This is a genomic window from Kitasatospora sp. HUAS MG31 (assembly GCF_040571325.1).
Lineage (GTDB): Bacteria > Actinomycetota > Actinomycetes > Streptomycetales > Streptomycetaceae > Kitasatospora > Kitasatospora camelliae.
The window spans coordinates 3,482,967-3,508,540 of the sequence record NZ_CP159872.1 but is presented as its reverse complement, the minus strand read 5'-3'; the positions used below and the strand labels follow the sequence as shown (position 1 = coordinate 3,508,540).

Below are 25,574 nucleotides of genomic sequence, written 5' to 3'. Positions count from 1 at the left end.
GCGGATCCTCGACGTGGCATTGGAACTCTTCGCCGCCCAGGGGTACGAGAAGACCTCGCTCCGGGAGATCGCCGACCGACTCGGCGTCACCAAGGCCGCGCTCTACTACCACTTCAAGACCAAGGACGACATCGTCCGCGGCATCGTGCAGAGCATGTCGGCCCCGATCGACGAGACCATCGAGTACGGCCGCGGCAAGCCCTGGTCACCCGAGCTGCGCGACGAACTGGTCCGGAGGTTCGCCGCGGGGATGGCCGAAAGGGCACCGCTGCTGCGCTTCTTCCACGAGAACCAGCCGGCCCTCCGGGAGTCCCAGGCGGGCCTGGAGTTCAAGGACCGCATGGTGGCGATGGTCCGCCTGGTGCACGGGCCGGACGCCGACTTCCACGACCGGCTGCGGGCCGCCGTGGCGCTGTTCTCCATCAACTCGGCGCTGTTCCTGCTGAAGCAGGACGTCTACGGCGAGGTCGAGCCCGACCGGGAGTCCACCGGCCCGCGGGTCGCCACCCTGGAGGAGGCGATGGCGGCCGCACTGGACGTCGCCCTGGAGATCTCCGCCCGGATAACCCCCGCCCCCGCCTGACCCCTCCCGCCCCCGTCTGACCCCACCTGGCGGCACCTGGCCGGCATCTGACCCGGCCACCCGCCGTGCGAACGGTACGGGCCGCCCCCGGCCCGTGGAGGGCTGGAGGCGGCCCGGTGTCCCGTTCCGCTGCGCCGGAGGTCAGTCCGCTCAGAAGTTGGCCGCGCCGTGGCCCTTCAGGTACCCGATCGGGTCGATCACGGCGGCGTACTTGTTGGCGGTGCGGATCTCGAAGTGCAGGTGCGGGCCGGTCGAGTTGCCGGTGTTGCCGGACTTGCCGATCTGCTGCCCGGCCGTCACCTTCTGGCCGGCCTTCACCGCGAGCTGCGACATGTGGGCGTACTGGGCGAAGCGGCCGTCCGGCAGCTTGAGCACGATCTCGTTGCCGTAGGCGCCGGCGGGGCCGGCCGAGACCACGGTGGCGTCGGCCACGGCGAGCAGCGGGGTGCCCACGGAGACCGCGAAGTCGGTGCCGGTGTGGTAGCCGGCCGCGTACGACGCGTTGGTCTTGTGGTACGGGTTGCTGATGCTCGCGCCCGGGGCGGGGGAGGACCAGGAGACCTTCGCCGGAGCCGGAGCCGGAGCCGGAGCCGGAGCGGGCGCCGGAGCGGGCGCCGGAGCCGGGGCGGGGGCGGGCGCAGGGGCCGGAGCCGGGGCCGGGGCGGCGGCGGGCGCAGCAGCCTCGGCGGGGGCCGGAGCCGGAGCCGGAGCGGCCTCGGCGGCGGGCGCGGGCGCGGGGGCCTCGGCCGCCGGCAGCTCGGCGCGCTCGGAGTCACGGGCGGCCCGCTGGTCGCCGTCACCGCTCGCGGCGTCGGCCTGGGCCGGGGCCAGGTTGGTCGCCACCGCGACCGCGTGCTGGGTGGAGTCCGAGGCCGGCACCCGGTACGAGGTCGGCTCGCCGATCTGCACCACGCCCGGCTGCCCCAGGTCGGCCGCCTCGACGGTGAAGGCCGAGCTGCCCGGGGTGGTCGGGTGCACGGTCTGGGCCGCGGCGTGGCCGCCCGGCAGCATCAGCGCGCCGACGGCCAGCAGGGCGGCGCCGCCCCAGGCCGCGGTGGCCGGGGTCTTCCGGAGGCCGGCGGCCAGGGCACCGGCACGCGGCAGCGGTGCGAAGGGGAGCCGGGCGGAGCCGCCGGCGGCGGCGCGGACGTGCTGGGAGGAGGCGATCGCCTGGAGGAGTCGGCGGCCGGCGCTGGGGATGGAACGCATGCGGTGAACGGACCTCGCTGACGGGGGTGGCACCCGTGCGGGCCGGAGGGCCTCGCGGTGGTGCCGGGGGGACTCGTCAGGTGTAAACGGCCGCCCGGACCGGGCCCAAACGGTGTGACGTACGACGGTGCGTAGTGCGTCCGCCCCTCGCGCCGGGCCCGGCGGGCTCCGGCCGGCCGCCAGCCGCCCAGCCGCGCGGGCCCGGGGCGGGGGGAGGTTCCGCGGTGGTCTACTACCGGGCTTCGTACAACCCCTGGGGCCTGTGAGCATCGCCACCGGAATGCACGGGTTCACCCGGGTTCTGTCCGGTTCAACCCCCGCCTCCGAAGGCCGGTAACGGCCTCGAACTTCGGTTCCCGCTCGGGGATGATCGGCGGATGGACACTTCCCGTGACCGCGCGGACGCCCTCTCCGCGGACGAGCACCGGGCGCGCTGGTTCACCGCCCGCCGCACCGCCGAACGACTGCTCTCCGGCCCCCGGCCGCAGACCGTCCGCGAACGGCTGGCCGCCCTGGCAGCGCTCGGCACCCCCGACCCCGCAGCCGCCACCAGCCCCATCGCGCCCGCCGGCCCCGGCGACGACCTCGACCTCGACCTCCTCCTGGACGGGCGCCCCGACCAGTACGGCGACGGCCCGGTCCGGGTGCTGGAGCGGCGGGTCGCCGCGCTGCTCGGCACGGCGGACGCCGCCTACTTCCCCACCGGCACCATGGCCCAACAGGCCGCCCTGCAGCACTGGGCGGACCTCGACGGCGGCCGCACGGTGGCCATGCACCCGCTCGCCCACCCCGAGCGACACGAGCGGCGCGCCTACTCTCGGCTCAGCGGCCTGCGCGCGGTCTGGCCGACCACCGCGCCGCGGCTGCCCACCGCCGAGGAAGTCCGCTCGCTGGACGAGGAGTTCGGCACCCTGATGCTGGAACTCCCGCTCCGTGAGGCGGGGTTCGTCCTGCCCACCTGGGAGGAGCTGACCGCCACGGTCGCGGCGGCCCGGGAGCGCGGCGCCCGCCTGCACCTGGACGGCGCCCGACTGTGGGAATCCGCACCGCACTTCGGGCGCCCGCCGGCCGACATCGCCGCGCTGTTCGACTCGGTCTACGTCTCCTGCTACAAGTCGCTGGGCGCGGTCAGCGGCGCCCTGGTGGCGGGCGACGAGGGGTTCGTCCGCGGGGTCAGGGCCTGGCGGCACCGCTACGGCGGCCAGCTGTTCCAGCAGTGGCCGGCCGTGCTCTCCGCGCTGGCCGGCCTGGACCGCGAACTGCCGCGACTGGATGACTATGTGACGCACGCCCGGACGGTCGCGGAGGCCCTCGCCGAGCTGCCCGGCGCCCGGATCAACCCGGCGCCCCCGCACACCCACCAGTTCCAGCTCTGGCTGCCCCACCCGGCCGAGGCCCTGGACCGCGCCGGCCTCCGGCTGGCCGAGGAGGAGGGGATCGCCCTGTTCGGCACCTGGACCGATCCCGGCCTGCCGCCCGGCTGGTCGATGACCGAGGTGACCGTGGCCGGCCCCGCCCTCGACTGGACCCCGAAGGAGGTCACCGAGGCCGGCACCGCCCTGCTGGCCCTGCTGTGACCACCGATGGCCACCGATGGCCACCGATGGTCACCGGTGCGCCCGGAAACCCGCCCGCACACCCGGGCGGGAACGCCAGTGGCCCCCGGCACCGAGTGCCGGGGGCCACCGAACCTGCCTAGACGGTCAGGTGACGCGAGGTCACTTCACCGGCTTGACGCGGACCAGGGCCTCGAGCTGGTTCCAGCTCTGCCACAGGACCTCGATCTGCGTGCCGGTGTTGGGCACCTTCACGCTGCTGTACTTGTTCTCCTCGGTCCAGTAGGACTTCCGGTCGTCGAAGACCGTGACGCCCTTGGCGCTCGGGATCTTGGTCTCGACGTCGGCCTTGTGCAGCTTCAGGGCGTCGGTGCGCTCGAAGCCGAAGGTGGAGTCGTAGCCCTGGACGCGCGGACGCATCAGGGTGCCGTCCGCCCACTTCAGGGTGTTCGGGTGGGAGTCCACCGGGATGGCGAGGCCCTGGCCCGGGTGGTTGGCGACGTTGTTGTCCGACTGCGAGGAGTCCCACAGCCAGATCAGGATGCCGTTCTGGTTCGCGTAGTGCTCGACCCAGCCGGGCTTGGTGGTGCTGAAGCCGAAGTTGTACGGGCCGGTCTTCAGCGTGGTGTCGTAGGACACGTACTGACGGTTCTCGACCAGGTACTTCTGGTCGTAGTCCTTCGAGAACTTGCCGGAGATCCGGGAGAACCCGGTCGCGGTCCAGCCGTTGTCGCCGCTCTCGGCACCGTCGGTGAAGACGGTGGCGCCGTCAGCGGTGATGGCGATCTCGTCGAGGGCCAGGCCCTTCATGTGAACGCCACCGTCGGTGGTGTTGTGGAAGCGGACCTTGATGGCCTTGCCGGCGTAGGCGTCCAGCGGGAAGGCCAGGTCGCCCCAGTTGCCGCCGGAGGTGCCGTTGATGGCGTTGTCCGGGAGCGCGGTGCCGTTGAAGGTACCGGCCAGAGCGGTCCAGTTCGCGCCACCGTCGGTCGAGACCTCGGCGTACGCGTAGTCGTAGTCCGTCTCCAGGTCGTACCAGGCCTTGGCGGTGAGCTTGGCCGAGGTCTTCCCGGTCAGGTCGAGGTCGCGCGTCATCGTGACGTTCAGGTCGTCAGCGCTGCCGCTCCACCACTCGTTGCCACCGGCGAACGGGGTGTTGATCTCGGTGGTGACGGTCTTCTTCGGGAGGTCGACGACCAGCGCCTGCTTGCGCTTGGTGTTGAACTCCACCGGGCCGAGCAGGTGGAAGGAGCTCTTGCCGGCCTGGGCCTTGTCGTAGTCGAGCCAGCCGAGCTGCAGCTTGCTCCACACGTCCAGGTCGTTCGGCTTGTCGCCGATCGAGTCCTTGCCCTCACCGAGCCAGGAACCCGAGGACATCAGCGACCAGAAACCGACGGAGTTGTCGATGCCCTGGCCGGAGGTGTCGTAGAGGTCCGGCAGACCGAGGTCGTGGCCGTACTCGTGGGCGAACACGCCCAGGCCGCCGTTCTCCGGCTGCATGGTGTAGTCGCCGACCCAGATGCCCGAGGCGCCCACCGGGGTGCCACCGAGCTTGTTGTTGTCCGGGCCCTGCTTGCCGGCCTGGTTGCCGTAGGCGTACGAACGGTGGGCCCAGAGCGCGTTGGTGCCCTGAGCGCCGCCGCCGGCCGACTCGTCCTCACCGGCGTGCACGATCTGGAAGTGGTCGATGTAACCGTCGGGCTCGTTGAAGTTGCCGTCGTGGTCGAAGTCGTACCGGTCCCACTGGTCGTACTGCGCGATGGTGGCCTTGACCTGCTCGTCCGACTGGCCCTTGGCCTTCTGGTCGGCGACCCAGGCGTTGATGCCGTCGCGGATCAGGTCCTGCGCGTTGTTGCAGACGTGCTGGCCGCAGTAGTTCGAGCCGTAACGGGCCTCGTTCCACGGCACCTTCACCCAGTCGGTGACCTGGCCGTCGACCGAGTAGCGGCCCGAGGACTGGCGCTCGTAGTACGTCTTCAGCGAGTCCTGGGTCTTGCTGAAGTACAGGTCCTGGAAGTGCTGCTGGTTGTAGTCGGCCTGCCAGGCGGTCGAGTTGTCCTTGGTGCGGTCCGGAGCCGCGATCTTGTTGTGCGCCGGGCCGGGCTCGCCGCCGTACTTCGGCTTGCCGTCAGGGCCGGTGGTGGTGCTGTCCACCTGGTCACCGAACTCGACCAGGATGGTGAAGATCTTGTCCGTGCGCTCGCGGGCGAGCTCGACGTACTTGTCGCGGCCCAGCTTGATCGCGCTGCTGGCGCCGTGCTTCTCGATCTTCGCGGTGCCGTTGACCAGCTGCTCGACGGCGGCCTTCTGCTCCGCCTCGACCTTCGCGGTCAGCGGACCGGGAATGTTGTGGTCGACCTTGACCGACTGGACGGCGTCGGCCGGGTCCCGCGGAACGGGGTTGGCAGGAGCCGCGGTGGCCGTCCCGGGCAGCATGCCCGCACCAAGCGCGGCGACGACCGCCATCGTGGCGGTGGCCGCGGCAGCCCTCTTGGATATCTTCAACGTGGTGACGTCCTCCCCTTACCGGCGCGGCTCATGGCCTCACCGGCGAACCAATGAAAGACAGGTGGACGACATTTGATCCAACAGTGCTTAAAAAAGAAAGACCTTGACCGGGACATGGTGCGCCGCTATCCTCCGGCAACTTGGATGACCTGATAGTCAGTCAAAAGTACCGATCTGGCCTGCAACTTGGGCTTCCATCGCACCCGTACGAGCGACGGAGGTCACCCGTTCGGGTGCGGATCGGCCGCGATTCACAGCCGACGGAAGCGTAAACAGTTTTTCAACTGAAGAGCCCCCGAGAAAAGACGGACAAAAAGGACCGAGGCCCCGACGGGAAGTCGAGGCCTCAGTCTATTTTGTCGACAGATTTACTTAGTGAGATCCGGGCCGGCCGTACCCACCGCCGCCGGAGTGTCCGCCACCGGGGACTTCTCCTCACCGCGGAAGGTGAACTTGGCCTCCTTGCCCTCGCCCTCGGTGCCGACGACCACCAGGTGGCCGGCGCGCAGCTCGCCGAAGAGGATCTTCTCGGAGAGGTGGTCCTCGATCTCGCGCTGGATCGTCCGGCGGAGCGGGCGGGCGCCCAGGATCGGGTCGTAGCCCTTCTTCGCCAGCAGCTTCTTCGCCTCGACGCTCAGCTCCAGGCCCATGTCGCGGTCACGCAGGCGGGAGTCCACCTTGGCGATCATGAGGTCGACGATCTGGATGATGTCGTCCTCGGACAGCTGGTGGAACACCACGATGTCGTCGACACGGTTGAGGAACTCGGGGCGGAAGTGCTGCTTGAGCTCCTCGCCGACCTTGGCCTTCATCCGCTCGTAGCCGGTGGCGGTGTCGCCGGTGGCCGCGAAGCCCAGGTTGAAGCCCTTGGAGATGTCCCGGGTGCCGAGGTTGGTGGTCATGATGATGACCGTGTTCTTGAAGTCGACGACCCGGCCCTGGGAGTCGGTCAGGCGACCGTCCTCCAGGATCTGCAGCAGCGAGTTGAAGATGTCCGGGTGGGCCTTCTCGACCTCGTCGAAGAGGACGACCGAGAACGGCTTGCGGCGCACCTTCTCGGTGAGCTGGCCGCCCTCCTCGTAGCCCACGTACCCGGGCGGGGAGCCGAACAGCCGGGAGACGGTGTGCTTCTCGGAGAACTCGGACATGTCGAGCGCGATCAGCGCGTCCTCGTCGCCGAACAGGAACTCCGCCAGCGTCTTGGACAGCTCGGTCTTACCGACACCGGACGGACCGGCGAAGATGAACGAACCACCGGGGCGCTTCGGGTCCTTGAGGCCCGCACGGGTACGCCGGATGGCCTGCGAGAGCGCCTTGATGGCGTCCTTCTGGCCGATGACGCGCTTGTGCAGCTCGTCCTCCATGCGCAGCAGGCGGGAGGACTCCTCCTCGGTCAGCTTGAAGACCGGGATGCCGGTGGCGGTGGCCAGGACCTCGGCGATGAGCTCCTCGTCCACCTCGGCCACGACGTCCATGTCGCCGGCCTTCCACTCCTTCTCCCGCTTGGCCTTCGCCTGCAGCAGCTGCTTCTCGCTGTCGCGCAGGCCGGCCGCCTTCTCGAAGTCCTGCGCGTCGATCGCGGACTCCTTCTCCCGGCGCACCTCGGCGATCTTCTCGTCGAACTCGCGCAGGTCCGGCGGCGCGGTCATCCGGCGGATGCGCATCCGGGAACCGGCCTCGTCGATCAGGTCGATCGCCTTGTCCGGCAGGAAGCGGTCCGAGATGTACCGGTCGGCCAGGGTGGCGGCGGCGACCAGGGCGGCGTCGGTGATCGAGACGCGGTGGTGCGCCTCGTACCGGTCGCGCAGGCCCTTGAGGATCTCGATGGTGTGCGGCAGCGACGGCTCGGCGACCTGGATCGGCTGGAAGCGGCGCTCCAGCGCGGCGTCCTTCTCCAGGTGCTTGCGGTACTCGTCCAGCGTGGTGGCACCGATGGTCTGCAGCTCGCCGCGGGCCAGCATCGGCTTGAGGATGCTGGCGGCGTCGATCGCGCCCTCGGCGGCGCCCGCGCCGACCAGGGTGTGCAGCTCGTCGATGAACAGGATGATGTCGCCGCGGGTGCGGATCTCCTTGAGCACCTTCTTCAGGCGCTCCTCGAAGTCACCGCGGTACCGGGAACCGGCGACCAGGGCGCCCAGGTCGAGGGTGTAGAGCTGCTTGTCCTTCAGCGTCTCCGGGACCTCGCCCTTGACGATCGCCTGGGCCAGGCCCTCCACCACGGCGGTCTTGCCGACGCCGGGCTCACCGATCAGCACCGGGTTGTTCTTGGTGCGGCGGGACAGCACCTGCATGACCCGCTCGATCTCCTTCTCGCGCCCGATCACCGGGTCGAGCTTGGCCTCGCGGGCGGCCTGGGTCAGGTTCCGGCCGAACTGGTCGAGGACCAGCGAGGTCGACGGGGTGCCCTCGGCGGGGCCGCCGGCCGTGGCCGACTCCTTGCCGCCGCCGGAGTAACCGGAGAGCAGCTGGATGACCTGCTGCCGCACCCGGTTGAGATCGGCGCCCAGCTTCACCAGGACCTGGGCGGCGACGCCCTCGCCCTCGCGGATCAGGCCCAGCAGGATGTGCTCGGTGCCGATGTAGTTGTGGCCGAGCTGGAGGGCCTCGCGGAGCGACAGCTCCAGGACCTTCTTCGCCCGGGGGGTGAAGGGGATGTGGCCGGACGGGGCCTGCTGGCCCTGGCCGATGATCTCCTCCACCTGCTGGCGGACCGCCTCGAGCGAGATCCCGAGGCTCTCCAGCGCCTTGGCGGCGACACCCTCGCCCTCGTGGATCAGGCCCAGGAGAATGTGCTCGGTGCCGATGTAGTTGTGGTTGAGCATCCGGGCTTCTTCCTGAGCCAGGACGACAACCCGCCGCGCGCGGTCGGTGAACCTCTCGAACATCGTTAATCGCTCCTCAGAGCGGTCGGTCAGTTCGGGGTCCGTCCCCGCCCTGTCCTTCCGCATGCTAGTCCCGCTCAGCGGCGCGGCTACGGAACTCCCACGTGCGCGGGAGCAACATGCTGCGCGACCAGCCGACACCTTTCCCAACCTGATGCTGGGAGACGGTGTTCCCACAGCTGGGCCTGATGCACCAGATGCCGCTACGCCATCGGCGAACAGAGCCCGCCGGGCGAGAGGCGACCGGTCCCGCGAACAGCTTCGGCCGGGGCGGTCTGGCCCCGTCCACCTGCATTCATACCCGGTATTCCGGCGAGTTTCGCGCGGTTTCCGGGGTGGTGGTGTTCGCCTGGCGAGAAGTCCCCGCCTCGGGGACCCCGCCCCCGGCGGCTGCCGGTGCGCCGTCGGATGGCCGTCGGGCGGCTGCCCGGAACCCGGGCCCGACCACCGGGTGACGGTGGCTCAGCCGGGGGTCCGCGGGTGCGGCCGCGTTACCGCTTCGCCCCTACAGCGTTGCACAGCCCGTGAGTGTTCCGCCGCTCGTGGGGCCGGGCCGGGTTCCGGCCGCCGGCCCGTGCTGTGTGCAGGCACGCCCCGCCGACCCGCTCGCCGCCCTGCTCGGGCACGACCGGGTCGAGCTGCGGCTGCGCACCGCCCTGGCGGCGCTGGCCCGGCTGGACCGGCTGGCACGCCCGTACGGGCCGGTGGTGCGGCGCGGCCCGCTGGCCGCCTTCCTGCTCGCCCCCGACACCGCGGACCTGGTGCCCGACCTGCTGGACTGGCTCGGCTGGGGCGCCGGACTCCGGCTCGGGCTACGGCCGGCCGGCGCGGGGCGGACGCCCCGGCCGCGGGACGCGGAGGGCGGACCCCCGCGTCCCGAGCGGCGGCCGCCCGGCGGGCGGGCCGTCTGGCTGCGACCCGGTGGGGGCGGGCCCGCACTGGACCTGCGCACCCCCGACCTGCTGCGCCTGCTCGACTGCCTGGCGGACGCCTGCGCGCGCGACCTGCTCGGCCTCCCGCCGGCGCCCTGAGACCCGGGGACGGGTCAGGAGGCGTTGGCCTTCTCGTACGCCGCGCGGATGTCGCTGGGGACCCGGCCGCGGTCGTTGACCTGGTAGCCGTTCTCCTTCGCCCAGTTGCGGATCTTGGCGGTGTCCGGCTGGCCCGCGGAGGCGCGGCCGGCGCCGCGGCCGCCACCGGTGCTGCCACTGCGCCGCGGGGCGGCGAGCCGGCCGCTCTGCTTGCGGCCCTTCTCGACGTACGGGGCCAGCAGATCGCGGAGCTTCTCCGCGTTGTCGCTCTTCAGGTCGATCTCGTAGGCAACGCCGTCGAGCGCGAACGTCACCGTCTCGTCCGCAGAGCCGCCGTCGAGATCGTCTTCCAGAATGACCTGAACCCTCTGTGCCACGGGCTTCCCTTTCCGTGTAAACGCCTCATTGCCTGAGGAAAGGAAACCGCCTTTTCTGTGAAAACACAAACCCCCGCCCGGTCCCGGGGGTGTGCGGGCAAGCCCCGGAGGGTGCCGTCAGAGGTGTAGCAGCATCCGTGAGTTGCCCAGGGTGTTGGGCTTCACCCGCTCCAGGTCCAGGAACTCCGCGACTCCTTCATCGTACGAGCGCAGGAGTTCTTCATAGACTTCCCCTGCCACCGCCGCCGGGTCTGACGTACGATCGTCGTTTTCGCCGATCTCCACGAAGCCGTGTTTCGCGAAGAAGGCGACCTCGAACGTCAAGCAGAAAATCCGACGGACGCCGAGCCAGCGCGCGGTCTGCAGCAGCTTCTCCAGCAGCAGGTGTCCGACGCCGTGGCCCGTGCAGGACGGGTCGACCGCGAGTGTGCGGACTTCCGCCAGGTCCTCCCACATCACGTGCAGGGCGCCGCAGGCCACCACCGTTCCGTTGTCGTCCCGCTCGGCGACCCAGAACTCCTGGACCGCCTCGAACAGGGTGACGGTCGGCTTGTCGAGCAGGATCCCGTCCCGCGCGTACGCGTCGATGAGGCGGCGCACCGCCCGAACGTCCGTGGTCCGCGCCCGGCGGATGGTGACCTCCATGGCGGGACGTTATCGTGCCGGGGCGCCGCCGGTCTCCCCGGTTCCACCGCCGGGCGAATCCCCGGATTCCGGTTCCGGTTCCGCGGGCAGCACGGCGGCCACCCGGAGTGCGTCCCTCAGTGCCTCGCGCTGCTCGGGGGACATCAGCCCGAAGAAGTGCACCAGCGCGGCCGCCGGATTGTCACTGGTCGCCCACGCCTCGTTCATCAGCGCGGCGGTGTATGCCTCGCGCGAGGAGACCGGCTCATATCGATAGGCCCGGCCGACCTGCTCGCGGCGGAGCCAGCCCTTTCTGTGGAGCTTGTCCAGCACCGTCATCACCGTCGTGTACGCGATATCGCGTTCCGACCGCAGATCCTCCAGAACCTCGCGAACCGTGACCGGGCGGTTCCACTGCCACACCCGGGTCATGATGTCGTTCTCTAGTTCTCCGAGTGGCCGCACCATAGTGCGGCCAGGATAGGGCCGATACGGACAAACGCCGTCATCGGTAAACAAACCGGCGCGCCGCCGCCCCGGGAAGGGGTGGCGACGCGCCGGTGGAGACGCCGTTATTCGGCCGCGGAACGGGCCGCCATCGCCTCGGCGGCGGCGTCCTCCTTGGCCTTCTGCGCACCGCCCTGGCTGCGGATGATCGCCCGCACCAGGAATCCGAAACCGATCGCCATGACGAGCGGCGGGACGATCGCGCTGACGTAGTCCATCAGGTCACTCCTCCTCGGTGGTGGCGGCGTCCGCGGACTTCTCCGCCGCGCTCTGCTTCGCCTCCGGCTTCACCAGCGGGAAGAGCACGGTCTCGCGGATGTTCTTGCCGGTGAGCAGCATGATCAGGCGGTCCACGCCGAGGCCGAGGCCGCCGGTGGGCGGCATCGCGTACTCCAGGGCGCGCAGGAAGTCCTCGTCCAGCTGCATCGCCTCGACGTCGCCGCCGGCGGCCAGCAGCGACTGGGCGGTGAGGCGGGCGCGCTGCTCGACCGGGTCGATCAGCTCGGAGTAGGCGGTGCCGATCTCGGTCCCGAAGATCACCAGGTCCCACTTCTCGGCCACGCCCGCGATCGAGCGGTGCTGGCGGGTCAGCGGGGAGACCTCGGTCGGGTAGTCCTTGATGAAGGTCGGCCGGATCGCGTGGTGCTCCAGCAGGCGCTCGATCATCTCCAGGACGATCTGGCCGTGGCCCCACTCCTTCTCCCACGGCACGCCCGCCCCGTCGGCGAGCGCGCGGAGCTCCTCCACGGAGGTCTCCGGAGTGACCTCGACGCCCAGGCGGGCGGAGATGCCGGGGTAGACCGACACCTCCTCCCAGGGCTCGGCCAGGTCGATCTCGTGCTCCTGGCCGTCCGGGCCGAGGCCCCTGACCACCGTGGTGCCGAGGGCGTCCCGGGCGGCGTTGACGATGATCGCCCGGATCAGCTCGGCCTGGGTGTCGTAGTCGCCGTAGGCCTCGTACGACTCCAGCGCGGTGAACTCCGGGTTGTGGGTCGCGTCGGCGCCCTCGTTGCGGAAGTTCCGGTTGATCTCGAAGACCTTCTCGGCGCCGCCGACCACCAGGCGCTTGAGGTAGAGCTCGGTGGCGATGCGCAGGTAGAGCTCGATGTCGTAGGCGTTGATGTGCGTCTTGAACGGACGCGCGTTGGCGCCGCCGTGGATCGGCTGCAGCATCGGGGTCTCGACCTCGAGGTAGCCGCGGTCCTCGTAGGTGCGGCGGATCGAGCGGATCACCTTGGTGCGCAGCTGGAGCATCTCGCGCGCCTCGGGGTTCACGATCAGGTCCACGTACCGCTGGCGGACCCGGGCCTCCGGGTCGGTCAGGCCCTTGTGCTTGTCCGGCAGCGGGCGCAGGCACTTGGCGGTGAGCTCCCAGCGGTCCACCATCACGCTCAGCTCGCCGCGGCGGGAGGTGATCACCTCGCCCTCGACGCCCACCTGGTCGCCCAGGTCGATGTCGGTCTTCCAGGCGCCCAGCCGCTCCTCGCCCAGCTTGTCCAGGGAGAGCATCACCTGGAGGTCGCCGGAGCCGTCCCGCAGGGTGGCGAAGCAGAGCTTGCCGCCGGTGCGGGCCAGGATCACGCGGCCGGTGATGCCGACCCGCTCGCCGGTCGCGGTGTCCGGCTCCAGGTCGGGGTGCTTGGCGCGCAGGTCGGCGATGGTGGAGGTGCGGGGGAAACCGACCGGGTACGGGTCGATGCCGGCCGCCCGGAGCCGGTCCAGCTTCTCGCGCCGGACGCGCATCTGCTCGGGAAGGTCGTCGGCCTGGGGGACGCTGCTCTGATCGCTCACCCCACAAGGGTAGCCAGCCTCACGGCGCGGCCCGCCACGGGTTATCCGACGGCCCGCGGGAAGTCGCCCGACTCCCCGCGGCCCGCCGCCCACTCGGCCCGCTCAGCCGGTGGGGCCCCCGGCCTCCGGTGCCTCGGCGGCCTCGGCGGCCTCGGCGGTGGTGCCGGTGGGCTCGGTGCCCAGCCGCCGGGTCACGCTGTCGTTCTTCGGCTTCGGGTCCCAGCGCAGGTACGGGACCGGCCGGCCCTGGTCGTCCGTCCCGGCGTCGTTGTACGCGCGGACGACGGCCGGAAGCTTCGCCGTGGTGTCCGTCTCCAGCCCGAACTCGAACCCGGCCCGGTAGCCGGCCGGGATCCAGGAGGCGGTGGCGCACAGGTAGAGCGCGGTGTCGGTCTCCAGCCAGGTCTGCCGGTAGCAGCCGGCCGGGACGGAGGTGACCCTGACCTCCTTGGGCAGGCTCAGCTGGACGTCGGCCGGGTCGTTGCCGGAGCGGCCGAAGTAGATGCCGGCCGGGCCCTTGTTGCGCAGGCCGACGGTGAGCCGGCCGCCCGTCCCGCCGGCGTCCGGCGCCCAGGCGGCCAGGGCCCGGAAGTCGGCGGTGTTGCGGACGATGCCGTCCAGGCTGGTGGTGCCCTGCCCGTCCCAGCCCAGGTCGCCGACCCGGTCGCCCGCCGGGGCGGGCCGCTCGGGACGGCCGGCGGTCAGCCGGGGGGCGTTGGCCGGGCCGGGGGTGAAGGTGTAGTGGGTCCGGATCCAGGAGTCCGCCGGGTAGGCGTCCGGGCGGACGGTGATGTCCCCGGTCACGATGAAGGCGTCGGGGGCGATCCGCAGGGTGACCGGGTCGAGCGCGGCGGTCTCGCCCGGGGCGAGCTCCGAGTCGACGGTGCACAGCACGGCGGTGTCGGCGGGGCCCGGGGCCTGCGGGGCGGCCGGGGTGCCGTACTCGCAGTTGGCGAAGCGCTGGGCGAAGGAGTAGCCGGCGTTGCCGGTGAAGGCCACCACGAGGCGGGGCGCGGCGAGCTGCCCGCGGTTGGCGATCTCCAGGCGCGGCGACCAGGTGTCGCCGGCGCCGAGGTCCTCGGGCAGGTGCGGCTCCGCGGGGGTCAGCCGGGTGCCGCCCAGCGCGACGGTGGTGTCCAGGCCCGCGGTGGTGCCGTCCTCGGCGGTGGCCGTGGTGTGCACGGTGGCCGTCCTGCCCAACGGCGCGCCCGCGGCGGGCGAGAGCGGGACGAACACGTACCGGGAGTAGGTCTCCGCGGTCAGGTCGCACTCGACGGTGGTGGCCTGCGTGGCGCAGGTGGCCCAGGGGGTGCTGGTGCTGACGGTGCCGACCTCGGCGAGGCCCTGCAGGGCGGCGAGGTCGATGCTGACGTGGGCCTTCCGCCCGGCGCCCTCGGCCACCCGGACGTCCAGCATCAGCTGCTGCGGGCCCTGCTCTGCCGGGCGGTCCAAGTCGAGCGCGAGGAAGGCGGGGCCCTGAACCCGCAGGGCGCCGCCGGCCGCCTGCGCGGGCCCGGCGGCGACACCGAAGGTCACGGCGGTGACCGCGGTGGCGAGGACGGTGGTGGCGAGCTGTGCGGTACGGCGTTCGAGACGCATGGAACCCCCCTGGTTCGTCCGGTCGGCTCGTGCGAGCCGACGAGACTCTAGGCCCCGGGAGCCCCGTCCGCGCGGGGTTTTCGTACCCGTCACAGCCGGAGGGGGAGGCCGCGGCACGGCCTCCCCCTCCGACCGGCGCCTACTGGTGCGAGCCGGCCTTCCGGCGGCGGGCGACCAGGAACAGCAGACCGCCCGCCACGACCGCAGCGGCCCCGACCCCGGCCGTCAGCCCGAGCCCGGACGACCCGGTGCTGGCGAGGTTGCCGCCGGCGCCGGTCCCGGCGCTGCTCTGCGAGGCGGCGGGGGTGGCCGCCGTGGTGGCGGGGCCGGTCGCGGTGCCGCCGGTGGTGGCCGTTCCGCCCGCGGTCGGCTTGGGCGACGCGGTCGGCAGGTTGCCGGCCTCCTTCGCCCCGAGGGCGACGGAGGTCGCGTTGTTCGCCGGGACGGGGTCGAAGCGGAGGTCGGCCCCCGGGCGGTTCTCCATGTAGCTGCTGAAGTTGTGCAGCACGATGGCGGCGGTGCCCTCGCCGGCGAGCTTCAGCTTGAAGTCGAAGGTCTTCCGGACGCCGCTGGGCACCCACAGACCGGTCCCACAGGAGTAGTGGCCGCCGGGACGGATCTGGCAGTCCTTCGGGGCGGCGCCGTCGAGCGAGGCTCCCTTCGGGAGGGCCACGTCGACGTACACGACGCCCTCGCCACCGCTGCGGAAGTCGTTGATCGAGGCCGGGCCCTGGTTCCACAGGCCGGCGGTGAGGACGCCGGAGGTGCCGCCGGCGTTCGGCTTCCACTGCCCGACGGCGGTGTAGTCGGCCGTGTTGACCGTGCCGAAGTCGACGCTCGCGTATCCGCCCCGGGTGTTGTTCAGGTCGGCGACCGGGGTGCCGGTCGGCACGCCGGACTCCGGCTTGTCGGCCAGGACGAGCCGGGTGGTCCCCCCGCCGGGCTTCAGGTCGGCCTCCCTGCGGAGCCAGGCGTCCGGGCCGTCGTTCGGAGCCACGTTGAGGTCGACGATGTCGTGCAGCGCGGAGGGCTCGACCGTGAACTCGATCGGCTTGAGGTGCACGGTCTCGCCCGGCGCGAGTGCGCTGTTGACGGTGCAGATCGCCACGTGCTGGACGGGCGATCCGTCCTGGAGCCGATCGCCGTACTCGCAGTTGGCGAACCGCTGCTTGAACTGGAGCCCGGTGCCGACCTGGAAGGCCAGGACCAGCTTGGGCGCGGCGATCTGGCCCTTGTTGGTGAGGGTGAGGCTGCGGCTGACGGTGGCGCCGGGCTTGAGCCCGTCCTGTCCGTCGAAGCCGGCCACCTCGATGCGCGTGCCGCCCACCATGACGGTCGCCTCGGTCTCGGTGGAGGTCCCGTTCTCCCAGGTCTGCTTGATCCGGACCTTCCCGCTGGTGCCTGCGGCGGCGCCCTTGCGGGGAGTGAACTTCAGGCCCGTGCTGGCCGTGTCCCAGCCGGCGGTCCAGACGAGTTCGGGAGCGCAGGTGGCGACCGATCCGGTCTCCGAGCACTGCCCGCCCCGGCCCACGGCGCCGCCGAAGGTCGCGAACTCCTTCACGCCGGAGTAGTCGACGGTCAGGTTCAGGCTCTTCGGCTCCGGCGCGCCGGCGCCACGGGTGACCTTGAGCTGCAGCTCCGCAGTGGTGGCATCACCGTTGGCGGGAGCAGGCTCCAGGGCCAGGACCGACTCGGAACCGAAGGTGTTCGATGCCGTGTCGGCGTGGGCCGGCAGGGTGGCGCCGGTGGTGATCAGGGCGGCGATGGCGATGGGTGCGGCGAGTGCACGGGAGCGCGGGGCGCGCATGATCCCCCCGGGGGCGTCGTTCTGGGCTTGGCGCGCTGACCCTAGGTGAGTTCTCGGACAGTCAGGGGGAGGGATTTCGGACAGTTCGGGACAGGAACGTTCGTATGGATCGGAGATGTTGTGAACCCGTGATCAGCGAACCCCCGAGGTGTCGTCACTTTGTCGACACCTCGGGGGTCCGGGGGAGGGTGAGGGCAGGTCAGCCCGTGCCGGTGGCGAGCTCGGTGTCCTCGTCCTCGGTGGGGGGCTGCGGCTGGGCCTGCGGCTTGGGGGCGGGCTTGGGGCGGCGGCCGAAGAGCTCGGCGGGGGTGGGCATGCGGTGCTGCTGGGGGCGGCCGGTGGGGGGTTCGGGCTTCTGGGTGCTCATCGGGATCCGTCCTCCAACTGGGGTGGGTTCGGGGGCTGGGCTCGGTACCGCGGCGAGGTGGCGCTGGCCCGAGGTGAGCGAGAGCCGTTCGCGGACCTCGGCCTCGGCCAGGGCGTGGCAGCGGCCGGCCAGCCGGGACCTCCGGGACCGCTCGGCGGCCCCGCACGGCAGCCGCGACAGCGACCGCAGGGCGGAGAGGTCCTCGGGCGTGGGCAGGTAGCCGTCGGTGACGGCCTCCTCCAAGCGGTCCAGGTAGCCGGCGGCGCCGCCGGGCAGGGCGGACCGGTAGCGGACCAGGTCGGCGAGCAGGAACATCCGCAGCCGGCCGCCCTCCGAGGCGGCCTCGTCGATGGCCTCGGTGAGCCGCAGGGCGTCCTGGACGTCCTCCGCCCACAACTCGGCGGTCGGCCCGGAGGCGTGCGGGTGACCGGCGAGGGTCGGGTAGAGGGCTTGGGCGAGGGCGCGGCGCAGCACGCGGACTTCGTCGGCGCTGAAAGCCATGCCGCCGCGCGATCCGTGTGGCGTAGGCATGGCATGACAGTACGTGGCATGCGTCCGATTTGTGGCGATTGGCGAGCGCGTCTGTCCCGATCGGCGTATCTGCGGTTGATCTGATTCGGCGGACTTCCCGACCCGGCCGTGACCTGCGGCGCAGCACCCCGTCGGCTCGCCCGCGGCGGGTGGGGCCGGGGAGTCGCGGCCGCCCCGGTGCGCCGCCGCGGCGGTCACCCACCGCGACGCCCGCGCCTCCCGGAGGGAGGCCGCTCAGGGCCGGGGCGCGGCGCGCCGCAGCGACCGGGCGGGGCTGCTGCGGGCGGCCCCGAGGGCGGCCGGGAGCCCGGCCAGCAGGCCCGCGAGCAGCCCGGCGGGCAGGGCGGCGAGGACCGCCCACGGACTGATCCGGGCCGTCCAGCCGTGCGCCAGGACGACGCCCAGCACCGCGAGCACCCCGAGCGCGGCCCCGGTCGGTGCGGCCAGCAGGCCGACCGCCGTGGTCCGGGCCAGCACCTGGGCCAGGACGTGCCGCCGGGCCGCACCGAGGGCCCGGCGCAGCCCGATCTCCCCGGCGCGCCGCCGCACTCCCAGGAGGGCGGCCAGGGCGAGCACGGCGGTACCGGCGGCCAGACCGCACCCGGCGGCGAGCAGCACGGTCCGCTCCGGGACGCCGGGGACGGGGGAGCGCAGGGTGCGCGGATCCGGCGGCGGCAGGGCGCGGAACTGGTCGGGCCGGGTCGGATCCAGCGCCACCGGGACCTCGGCGGCGATCTGTTCGGCCGCCCCGGCCCGGGTGGCGACCAGCATCCGGGCGGGCGCGGCAACAGGCCCGCCGAAGAGCAGCGCGGCGGTGCCCCGCGGGATGGTCACCGAGCGCAGCAGCTCGGGCCCGCGGCCGCCGCCGTCGGTGATCCCGATGACCGCGAACGGCTGGTCGGCGATGTAGACGGCGGGCCGCGCCGCCAGCGAGGTGATGCCCAGCCGGGCGGCGGTCTCCGCACCGAGGACGGCCACCCGCTGCGCCGTGGCGTCGTGCCAGCCGTCGAAGAGCCGGCCCTGGACCAGGTGCGGGGCGGCGGCCTCCAGTGCCCCGGCGGAGGCGGCGAGCACGGGGGTCCGTCCGGTGCCGGGGGCCTCCTGGGTGGCGGACACCTCGGCCCCGTCCGTGCCGACGCTCCAGTACAGCCCGGCGGCCCGCACCCCGCGCAGCCGGGTCACCCGGTACTCGGCGTCGGCCGGGAAGGCGGCGGGCAGGTCGGACGCGCCCTCCACGGTGACGGTGGTGGCGGCGGCCACCGAGAACCGGCCGTCGTACTGCGAGGCCGTGGTGGAGCCGAGGCCGAGGGCGGCGACCAGGGCGCCGATGCCCAGCACCACGCCCAGCCCGGCCGCCGCCGTCCGCCCGGGCCGGTCGAGCAGGTCGCCGACCGCCTCGGCGACCAGGTCGCGCGGCCCCAGCCGGGAGGACGGCACGGACGGCCCGGCGGGTCCGAGGCGCCGGCGGGGACCCTCGCGCCGGCCGCCCTGACGGCGCCGCCGCCGCAGCCGGGCGAACCGGCGGGGCGGCCGGTCGCCGTCCCCGTGGAGCGGACGGAGCGTCATCGCGCCCCCACCTCCTCCTCGTAAGCGTCGGGCCCCTCGTCCGGGCCCCGGCCGCTCCGCCCGGACCGGTCGCCCGGCGCGGACCAGCCGACGAGCCCGGACCGGCCGGTCTGACCCGACCAGCCGTCAGGCTCGGCCCAGGCCGCCGGGTCGACCAGGGTGTCCGGTTCGGCCCACCCCTCCTCCTCGGGCTCCGGCCACTCCTCGGACCAGCCGTCCGACCACCCGTCGGACCACCTGTTCGACCACCCGTCGGGCGACGCGTTCGACCAGCCCCCGGGCGACCCGTCCCGGCCCGCCGGCGGGCCGCCCCGCCACACACCGCCGCCGTGCCACCCGAGGTCCCGCAGCACGCCGCCCCGGACCGTGACCACCCGGTCGGCCCGGGCGGCCACCGAGCCGTCCCCGGTGGCCAGGACCACGGTCAGGCCGTCGGCGTTGAGCCCGTCCATCAGGTCGAGGAGGTGCTCGGCGTCCTGCGGGGCCAGGCCGCCGGACGGTTCCTCGCACACCAGCAGCACCGGGTCGGCGGCGAGGGCCCGGGCGAGGGCGACCCGCCGCCGTTCGCCGGGCGTGAGCCCGCGGACGGGCCGGGCGGCGCGGGCGGCGAGGCCGACCCGGGCGAGCGCCTCCCCGGCCGCGGCCAGCCGCTCGGCCGGGCGGCGGGTCCCGCGGTCGGCGGTGTAGAGCAGGGCCAGGGCGGCGTTCTCGGCGGCGGTGCGGTCGGGCATCAGCAGGTCCGCGGTGCGCAGCAGGCCGATCCGGCGGCCGCGCAGGGCCGAGCGCCGGCGATCGGTCAGCGCGGTGGTGTCCACCCCGTCCAGCAGGTAGCGGCCGCGGGTCGGGGCGGTGAGCAGGCCGAGCAGGTCGACCAGCGCGGACCGGCCCTCCCCGGGCGGCCCGGTGACCGCGAGGTACTCGCCGGGCCGGACGGTCAGCCCGCACGGGCCGAGGACGGTCGCCGGGGGCGGCCCCGGCAGGGTCAGGCCGACCTCGCGGAACTCGACGACGGGGGTGCTCACGCCGGACCGTTCCGGACGCCGACCACCACCTGCTCCCCGTCGGCCAGCACGGCGCCCTCCACCGGCCGGACCTCGACGCTGCCGCCGCCGGTCATCCCGCAGACCACCTCCACCTGCTCCCGCCGCCCGTCCCGGACCACCGTCACCTGGGTCTTCCCGTCCGGGGTGGAGGCGACCGCGGAGACCGGGACGACCAGCACCGGCTCGGTGGAGGCCGCCGCCTGGACGGTCAGCCGGACCTCCTCGCCCAGCGATCCGGGGTCGAGCGGGCGGCCCGGCTGGAGGACCATCTGGAAGGCCGTCTGCGGCCCGGTCCCGCCGCCGTCGGCCGTCCCGGTACCGGGGCCGGTGAGCTGTCCGTCCGAGACCGAGGCGACCGTGGCCGTGGTGGTGAGCCCGTTCTGCTCGGAGACGATGCTGGCGGTCTGGCCGACCTGGACCAGCCGCTTCTGGGCCGGGGTCAGCGTGGCTTTGGCGACCAGGGCCCCGGCCGAGACGGTCAGCAGGCCGCCGGTCACGTCGCCGCCGATCCGGCCGGCCACCGCGTCCACCCGGGCCGGGAACCCCGTCAGGTAGACCACCTCGGTCGCCGGGACCATCGCCGCCGCGGCGTCCTGGGCCTCGGTGAGCCGCTGGCGCAGCTTGGTGAGGTCCTCGGTGGCGCGGGTCTCCTTCCGCCGGGCGGCCGTGGAGCCCGAGGTGCCGGCGGCCGCGCGCCGGGCGTCCCGGGCGTCCTCCACGGCCCGCTGGCCGGCGGTGACGGCGTCCTCGGCGGCGGCCACCCGGGCCGGACCGTCGGGCTGGGCGGGCAGCGGGTCGTAGCCCTGGGAGGTGTAGAAGGACTTCACGGCCGCCGCGGTCTTCGGCCCGTACGTGCCGGGGGCGTCGCCGGCCGAGGTGAACCCGAGGGTCTCCAGGGCCTGCTGAAGCTGCTTCACGTCCGGCCCGGTGGTGCCGGGCCGCAGGTCGCGGTAGACCGGCAGCTCGCCGGGCAGGGCGAACACCGGCCGGCCGGACACCTCGGCGATCGGGCGGCCCGGTTCCACCGAGCCGCCGGCCGGGACGGGCAGCCGGGTGATCACCGCCCGGCCCCCGCCCGGCGGGACGGGTGTCACCACCACGGTCTGGACGGCGGTGACCTGACCGCGCAGCACCACCGAGTCCACCAGCACCCGCCGTTCCACCGCGGCGGTCAGCACGTCGGCGGGGGGCGGCGGCTGTTCGGCGGCGACCTGGGCCGAGGACCTGATCACCGCGCCGGCGCCCACCCCGGCCGCCGACACCAGGACGGCGGTGGCCACCGCGTACAGCAGGACCCGCCGGCGGCGGCCGGTGGGCCCGGCGGGTTCGTCCGGCTCGGTCGGCGGTGCCCCGGGGGCGCCGCCGGCCCCCGGTTCCTCGATCGCACCCATCCGCCCTCCTGGCCCTCGGGCACCCGGACCCCTGCGAACGGACTCGCGAGGCCGGTCGGTCTGTTCGACCAGCTTCGTCTGCCGTCCGCCGAGGGCGGCGGCGGCGCGCGGGGGTGCGGCCAGGTGGGCGGAATTGTCGGGCCGACCGGTCCCCCCGGGACCTCCGGGGTCGGACCGGCCGCGGCGACCCGCCGGATCAGGCGGTGGCGGGCCGGTTGCGCTCGTAGATCAGCCGCAGGCCGATCAGGGTGAGCCAGGGCTCGTGGACGTCGATCTCCTCGGCCTCGCCGAGGACCAGCGGGGCCAGCCCGCCCGTGGCGATCACCTGGACGTCGCTCGGGTCCTTGGCCAGCTCCTTGGCCATCCGGTTCACCAGGCCGTCGACCTGGCCCGCGAAGCCGTACAGGATGCCGGACTGCATGCCCTCGACGGTGTTCTTGCCGATCACGTTCCGCGGACGGGCCAGCTCGATCTTGCGGAGCTGGGCGCCCCGGACACCGAGCGCCTCCACCGAGATCTCGATGCCGGGGGCGATCGCGCCGCCCACGTAGTCGCCGCGCTCGTTGATCGCGTCGAAGGTGGTGGCGGTGCCGAAGTCGACCACGATGCACGGGCCGCCGTACAGGCTGTTGGCGGCCAGCGCGTTCACGATCCGGTCGGCGCCGACCTCCTTGGGGTTGTCCATCAGGACGTGCACCCCGGTCTTCACCCCCGGCTCCACGATCACCGCGGGGACGTCGCCGTAGTAGCGGCGGGTCACCTCGCGGAGCTCGTGGAGCACGGCGGGCACCGAGGAGCAGATCGCCAGACCCTCCACCCGGTCGGAGGCGGAGACGATCGGGTGCGCACCCATCAGCCCCTGCAGCAGCACGGCCAGTTCGTCCGCCGTGCGGCGCGGATCGGTGGAGATCCGCCAGTGCTCGACGATCTCCTCGCCGTCGAACAGGCCGAGCGTGGTCTGGGTGTTGCCGACGTCGATGGTCAGGAGCATGGGCTGCTTTCTGCGGTGAGGGGTGGTCAGGCGCGGAGGTCCAGGCCGATGTCGAGGATCGGCGAGGAGTGCGTCAGGGCCCCGACGGCGAGGTAGTCGACACCAGTCTCGGCGACCTCGCGCGCGGTGGCCAGGGTCAGACCGCCGGAAGCCTCCAGCTTCGCCCGGCCCGCCACCAGCTCGACGGCCTGCTTCAGCCGCTCGACGGGGAAGTTGTCCAGCAGGATCAGGTCCGCGCCCGCCTCCAGGACCGGCGGGATCTGCTCCAGGGTGTCGACCTCGACCTCCACCGGCAGCTCGGGGTACATGGCCCGGACCGCCTTGAACGCCTCGGCCACGCCGCCGGCCGCCACCACGTGGTTGTCCTTCACCAGCGCCGCGTCGGACAGCCCCATCCGGTGGTTGGCGCCACCGCCCGCGCGGACCGCGTACTTCTCCAGCGCGCGCAGGCCCGGGGTGGTCTTGCGGGTGTCGCGGACCACCGCGCCGGTGCCCTCCAGGGCGTCCGCCCACGCCCGGGTGGCGGTGGCGATGCCCGACAGGTGGCAGAGCAGGTTGAGCGCGCTGCGCTCGGCGGTCAGCAGGTCGCGGGTCCGGCTGCGGACCGACAGCAGCACCTGGCCGGCCTCGACCCGGGCGCCGTCCTCGACGTGCCGCTCGACCTCGAACTCCTCCTCGCAGACCAGCGAGACCACGGCCTCGGCGATCCGCAGACCGGCCACCACGCCCGCCTGGCGGGCGGTGAAGTCCGCGGTGGCCACCGCGTCGGCCGGGACGGTGGCGACCGAGGTGACGTCCTCGCCGCCGGCCAGGTCCTCGCCCAGCGCCAGCGAGGCGATGTCCTCGACCTCGACCGGGTCCAGGCCGGCCTCCTCCAGCAGCGCGGCGAGCGCCGGGTCCAGGCCGGTCTCGTACGCCTCGCCCTCGCCGCAGGCGCAGCCGTCGCCGCAGCCGCCGGCGGAGGCGAGCGGAAGTTCGTCGTGGGTCATCGGAATGCTCCTTGCAAGGTTTGTGACGCTGAGTGGGTCACCCACGCGCCCCTGTCTCCGGCAGCGTGCGCCCGCCGGTCACGGCCGGGCCGCCACCTTCAGGCCGTCCTCGTCGAGGGTGGTGACGAGGTGGTGGTGCCAGTGGGTGTCGTCGCGGTCGGGGTGGTCCTCGCGCCAGTGGCAGCCGCGGGTCTCCTCCCGCAGCGCCGCCGCCGCGACCAGCGCGCCGGCGACCAGGTGCAGGTTGGTGGACTCCCAGGTCTCCACCCGCGGGTCGGCGGGCTTCTCCTCGGCGGTGTGGGTCCGGGCCTCCTCGGCCAGGCGGGCCAGCCCGGCGGCGGTGGCGGCGGTGGAGGCGGCCGAGCGGATCACGCCGGCGCCGGTGGACATCAGCCGCTGGATCTCGGCCCGCGCCTCGGGCGCGAGCAGCGGCACCGCGTGGGCGGCCCGGGCGCCGGCCACGTCCACCGCGCGCTCGGGCAGGGCGCCGGCGGCGTGCAGGTCGGCGAGGTCGGCGGCGATCCGCTCGGCGAAGACCAGGCCCTCCAGCAGGGAGTTGGAGGCGAGCCGGTTGGCGCCGTGGACGCCGGTGCAGGCGACCTCGCCGCAGGCGTACAGGCCGGGAACCGTGGTGCGGCCGTGCAGGTCGGTGCGGATGCCGCCGGAGGCGTAGTGCGAGGCGGGGGCGACCGGGATCAGGTCGGTGACCGGGTCGATGCCGTGCGCGCGGCAGGAGGCGAGGATGGTCGGGAACCGCTCGGCCCACATCGCGGCGCCGAAGTGCCGCCCGTCCAGGTACATGTGCGCGGTGCCCTGCTCGAGCATCCGGCGGGTGATCGCCTTGGCGACGATGTCCCGGGGCGCCAGCTCGGCCAGCTCGTGCTGCCCGACCATGAAGCGGACGCCGTCGCGGTCGACCAGGTACGCGCCCTCGCCGCGGACCGCCTCGGAGACCAGCGGCTGCTGGCCCTCGGCGTCCGGGCCGAGGAAGAGGACGGTCGGGTGGAACTGCACGAACTCCAGGTCGGTGACCTCGGCCCCGGCGCGCAGCGCCAGGGCCACGCCGTCGCCGGTGGAGACGGCCGGGTTGGTGGTGGCGGAGTAGACCTGGCCCATGCCGCCGGTGGCGAGCACCACCGCGCGGGCCCGGATCGCGCCGACGCCGTCCCGCTGGCCCTCGCCCATCACGTGCAGGGTGATCCCGGCGGCGTGGCCCGCCGCGTCGGTCAGCAGGTCCAGCACCAGGGCGTGCTCGATCAGCTCCAGGCCCGGGTCGCTGCGGACCGCGGAGACCAGGGCGCGGGAGATCTCGGCGCCGGTGGCGTCGCCGCCGGCGTGGGCGATCCGGCGGCGGTGGTGACCGCCCTCGCGGGTCAGCAGGATCTCGCCCTCGGCGTCCAGGTCGAAGGCGGCGCCTATGCCGATCAGCCGGCGGACCGCGTCCGGTCCCTCGGTGACCAGGGCCCGGACCGCGTCCTCGTCGCACAGCCCGGCGCCGGCCACCAGGGTGTCGTCCAGGTGCTGCTCGGGGGTGTCCCCCTCGCCCAGGGCGGCCGCGATGCCGCCCTGGGCCCAGCGGGTGGAGCCGTCGTCGAGCATCGCCTTGGTGACCACCATCGCCCGCAGGCCGGCCTTGCGGACGTTGAGCGCGACGGTCAGGCCGGCGACGCCGGACCCGACCACGACGACGTCGGTGGTGCTGGTCCAGCCGGGGGCGGGGGCGGTCAGGCGGTACGACATGGGTTCAACTGCTCCTTCAGTGCGCGGCGGCCGGGGCCGCATCCCCGCCACGGTACGCCTGGTCGCCCCGGAGCAGTCCGGCGCCCTCGGGGGCGTCGGCGGCGTCCGGGCCGATCGAGGTGATCTTGTTGTCGCCGTCGACGAAGACCACCTTCGGCAGGTACGCCTTGGCCTCGGCGGTCTCCATCTGCCCGTAGGCGATGAGGATCACCAGGTCGCCGGGGTGCACCAGACGGGCCGCGGCGCCGTTGATGCCTATCACCCCCGTGCCGCGCGGCCCGGCGATGGTGTACGTCTCCAGCCGGGCGCCGTTGTTGATGTCGACGATGTGGACCAGCTCACCGGGGAGCAGGTCGGCGGCGTCGAGCAGGTCCTCGTCCACCGTGACCGACCCGACGTAGTGCAGGTCGGCCTGGGTGACGGTGGCACGGTGGATCTTGGACTTGAGCATGGTGCGGATCATGGGTCACGCCTCCTGGGAG

At 73.2% G+C, this 25,574-nt stretch carries 20 protein-coding genes and 1 pseudogene; 3 read left to right on the top strand and 18 right to left on the bottom strand.

Features of this window, described 5'->3' with window-relative positions; translation table 11 throughout:
• The first annotated feature begins 13 nt into the window (after positions 1-13).
• Positions 14-583, top strand: coding sequence for a TetR/AcrR family transcriptional regulator (locus tag ABWK59_RS15755; RefSeq protein WP_354641213.1), 570 nt, complete (start codon positions 14-16; stop codon positions 581-583).
• Positions 584-733: 150 nt separating this feature from the next.
• On the opposite strand, the gene ABWK59_RS15750 is transcribed toward ABWK59_RS15755, so the two are convergent.
• Entirely contained in the window at positions 734-1,792 is a 1,059-nt protein-coding gene (locus ABWK59_RS15750) for a M23 family metallopeptidase (protein ID WP_354641212.1), read from the bottom strand.
• Between the two features lie 377 nt (positions 1,793-2,169).
• On the opposite strand from ABWK59_RS15750, the gene ABWK59_RS15745 reads away from it, so the two are divergent.
• A complete protein-coding gene (locus ABWK59_RS15745) occupies positions 2,170-3,369 on the top strand; it encodes a threonine aldolase family protein (protein WP_354641211.1) in 1,200 nt (399 codons plus the stop codon).
• 141 nt (positions 3,370-3,510) lie between these two features.
• Here ABWK59_RS15745 and ABWK59_RS15740 read toward each other — a convergent pair whose 3' ends face one another.
• Complete coding sequence (locus ABWK59_RS15740; protein WP_420492923.1) at positions 3,511-5,814, bottom strand: immune inhibitor A domain-containing protein; 2,304 nt, start codon at positions 5,812-5,814, stop codon at positions 3,511-3,513.
• Between the two features lie 410 nt (positions 5,815-6,224).
• Positions 6,225-8,741 (bottom strand): ATP-dependent Clp protease ATP-binding subunit, encoded by a 2,517-nt coding sequence (locus tag ABWK59_RS15735; RefSeq protein WP_354641210.1) that lies wholly within the window; start codon positions 8,739-8,741, stop codon positions 6,225-6,227.
• Between the two features lie 578 nt (positions 8,742-9,319).
• Here ABWK59_RS15735 and ABWK59_RS15730 point away from each other — a divergent pair.
• The gene (locus ABWK59_RS15730) at positions 9,320-9,769 is read left to right on the top strand and encodes a hypothetical protein (RefSeq protein WP_354641209.1); all 450 of its coding nucleotides are present in this window, start codon (positions 9,320-9,322) and stop codon (positions 9,767-9,769) included.
• 14 nt (positions 9,770-9,783) lie between these two features.
• Here ABWK59_RS15730 and ABWK59_RS15725 read toward each other — a convergent pair whose 3' ends face one another.
• The 15 genes and pseudogenes from ABWK59_RS15725 to panD all read right to left on the bottom strand — a co-directional run bounded on the left by ABWK59_RS15725 (position 9,784) and on the right by panD (position 25,555).
• Entirely contained in the window at positions 9,784-10,146 is a 363-nt protein-coding gene (locus tag ABWK59_RS15725) for a histone-like nucleoid-structuring protein Lsr2 (RefSeq protein WP_354641208.1), read from the bottom strand.
• A gap of 117 nt (positions 10,147-10,263) precedes the next feature.
• Positions 10,264-10,791, bottom strand: coding sequence for an amino-acid N-acetyltransferase (locus ABWK59_RS15720; RefSeq protein ID WP_354641207.1), 528 nt, complete (start codon positions 10,789-10,791; stop codon positions 10,264-10,266).
• Positions 10,792-10,800: 9 nt separating this feature from the next.
• The gene (locus tag ABWK59_RS15715; protein WP_354641206.1) at positions 10,801-11,238 is read right to left on the bottom strand and encodes a BlaI/MecI/CopY family transcriptional regulator; all 438 of its coding nucleotides are present in this window, start codon (positions 11,236-11,238) and stop codon (positions 10,801-10,803) included.
• Between the two features lie 104 nt (positions 11,239-11,342).
• Complete coding sequence (locus ABWK59_RS15710; protein ID WP_354641205.1) at positions 11,343-11,495, bottom strand: hypothetical protein; 153 nt, start codon at positions 11,493-11,495, stop codon at positions 11,343-11,345.
• A gap of 4 nt (positions 11,496-11,499) precedes the next feature.
• A pseudogene (gene lysX, locus ABWK59_RS15705) lies at positions 11,500-13,059 on the bottom strand (bifunctional lysylphosphatidylglycerol synthetase/lysine--tRNA ligase LysX); the annotation flags it as partial.
• 111 nt (positions 13,060-13,170) lie between these two features.
• The gene (locus ABWK59_RS15700; protein WP_354641203.1) at positions 13,171-14,667 is read right to left on the bottom strand and encodes a hypothetical protein; all 1,497 of its coding nucleotides are present in this window, start codon (positions 14,665-14,667) and stop codon (positions 13,171-13,173) included.
• A 139-nt stretch (positions 14,668-14,806) separates the two neighbouring features.
• The gene (locus ABWK59_RS15695) at positions 14,807-16,474 is read right to left on the bottom strand and encodes a hypothetical protein (protein ID WP_354641202.1); all 1,668 of its coding nucleotides are present in this window, start codon (positions 16,472-16,474) and stop codon (positions 14,807-14,809) included.
• 199 nt (positions 16,475-16,673) lie between these two features.
• Entirely contained in the window at positions 16,674-17,372 is a 699-nt protein-coding gene (locus ABWK59_RS15690; RefSeq protein ID WP_354641201.1) for a hypothetical protein, read from the bottom strand.
• Positions 17,373-17,606: 234 nt separating this feature from the next.
• Positions 17,607-18,938 carry an ABC transporter permease gene (locus ABWK59_RS15685; protein ID WP_354641200.1) on the bottom strand — a complete coding sequence of 444 codons (1,332 nt, stop codon included), beginning with the start codon at positions 18,936-18,938 and terminating at the stop codon, positions 17,607-17,609.
• On the bottom strand, positions 18,935-19,960 hold the full coding sequence (locus ABWK59_RS15680; protein WP_354641199.1) for an ATP-binding cassette domain-containing protein: 1,026 nt from the start codon (positions 19,958-19,960) through the stop codon (positions 18,935-18,937). Before ABWK59_RS15680 ends, ABWK59_RS15685 begins: the two co-directional genes overlap by 4 nt.
• Entirely contained in the window at positions 19,957-21,372 is a 1,416-nt protein-coding gene (locus tag ABWK59_RS15675; protein ID WP_354641198.1) for a peptidoglycan-binding domain-containing protein, read from the bottom strand. Before ABWK59_RS15675 ends, ABWK59_RS15680 begins: the two co-directional genes overlap by 4 nt.
• A gap of 196 nt (positions 21,373-21,568) precedes the next feature.
• A complete protein-coding gene (locus tag ABWK59_RS15670; RefSeq protein WP_354641197.1) occupies positions 21,569-22,363 on the bottom strand; it encodes a type III pantothenate kinase in 795 nt (264 codons plus the stop codon).
• A gap of 26 nt (positions 22,364-22,389) precedes the next feature.
• Complete coding sequence (gene nadC / locus ABWK59_RS15665; RefSeq protein WP_354641196.1) at positions 22,390-23,352, bottom strand: carboxylating nicotinate-nucleotide diphosphorylase; 963 nt, start codon at positions 23,350-23,352, stop codon at positions 22,390-22,392.
• Between the two features lie 78 nt (positions 23,353-23,430).
• Complete coding sequence (locus ABWK59_RS15660) at positions 23,431-25,092, bottom strand: L-aspartate oxidase (protein ID WP_354641195.1); 1,662 nt, start codon at positions 25,090-25,092, stop codon at positions 23,431-23,433.
• A 16-nt stretch (positions 25,093-25,108) separates the two neighbouring features.
• Positions 25,109-25,555 (bottom strand): aspartate 1-decarboxylase, encoded by a 447-nt coding sequence (panD, locus tag ABWK59_RS15655; protein WP_354641194.1) that lies wholly within the window; start codon positions 25,553-25,555, stop codon positions 25,109-25,111.
• Between the last annotated feature and the right edge of the window lie 19 nt (positions 25,556-25,574).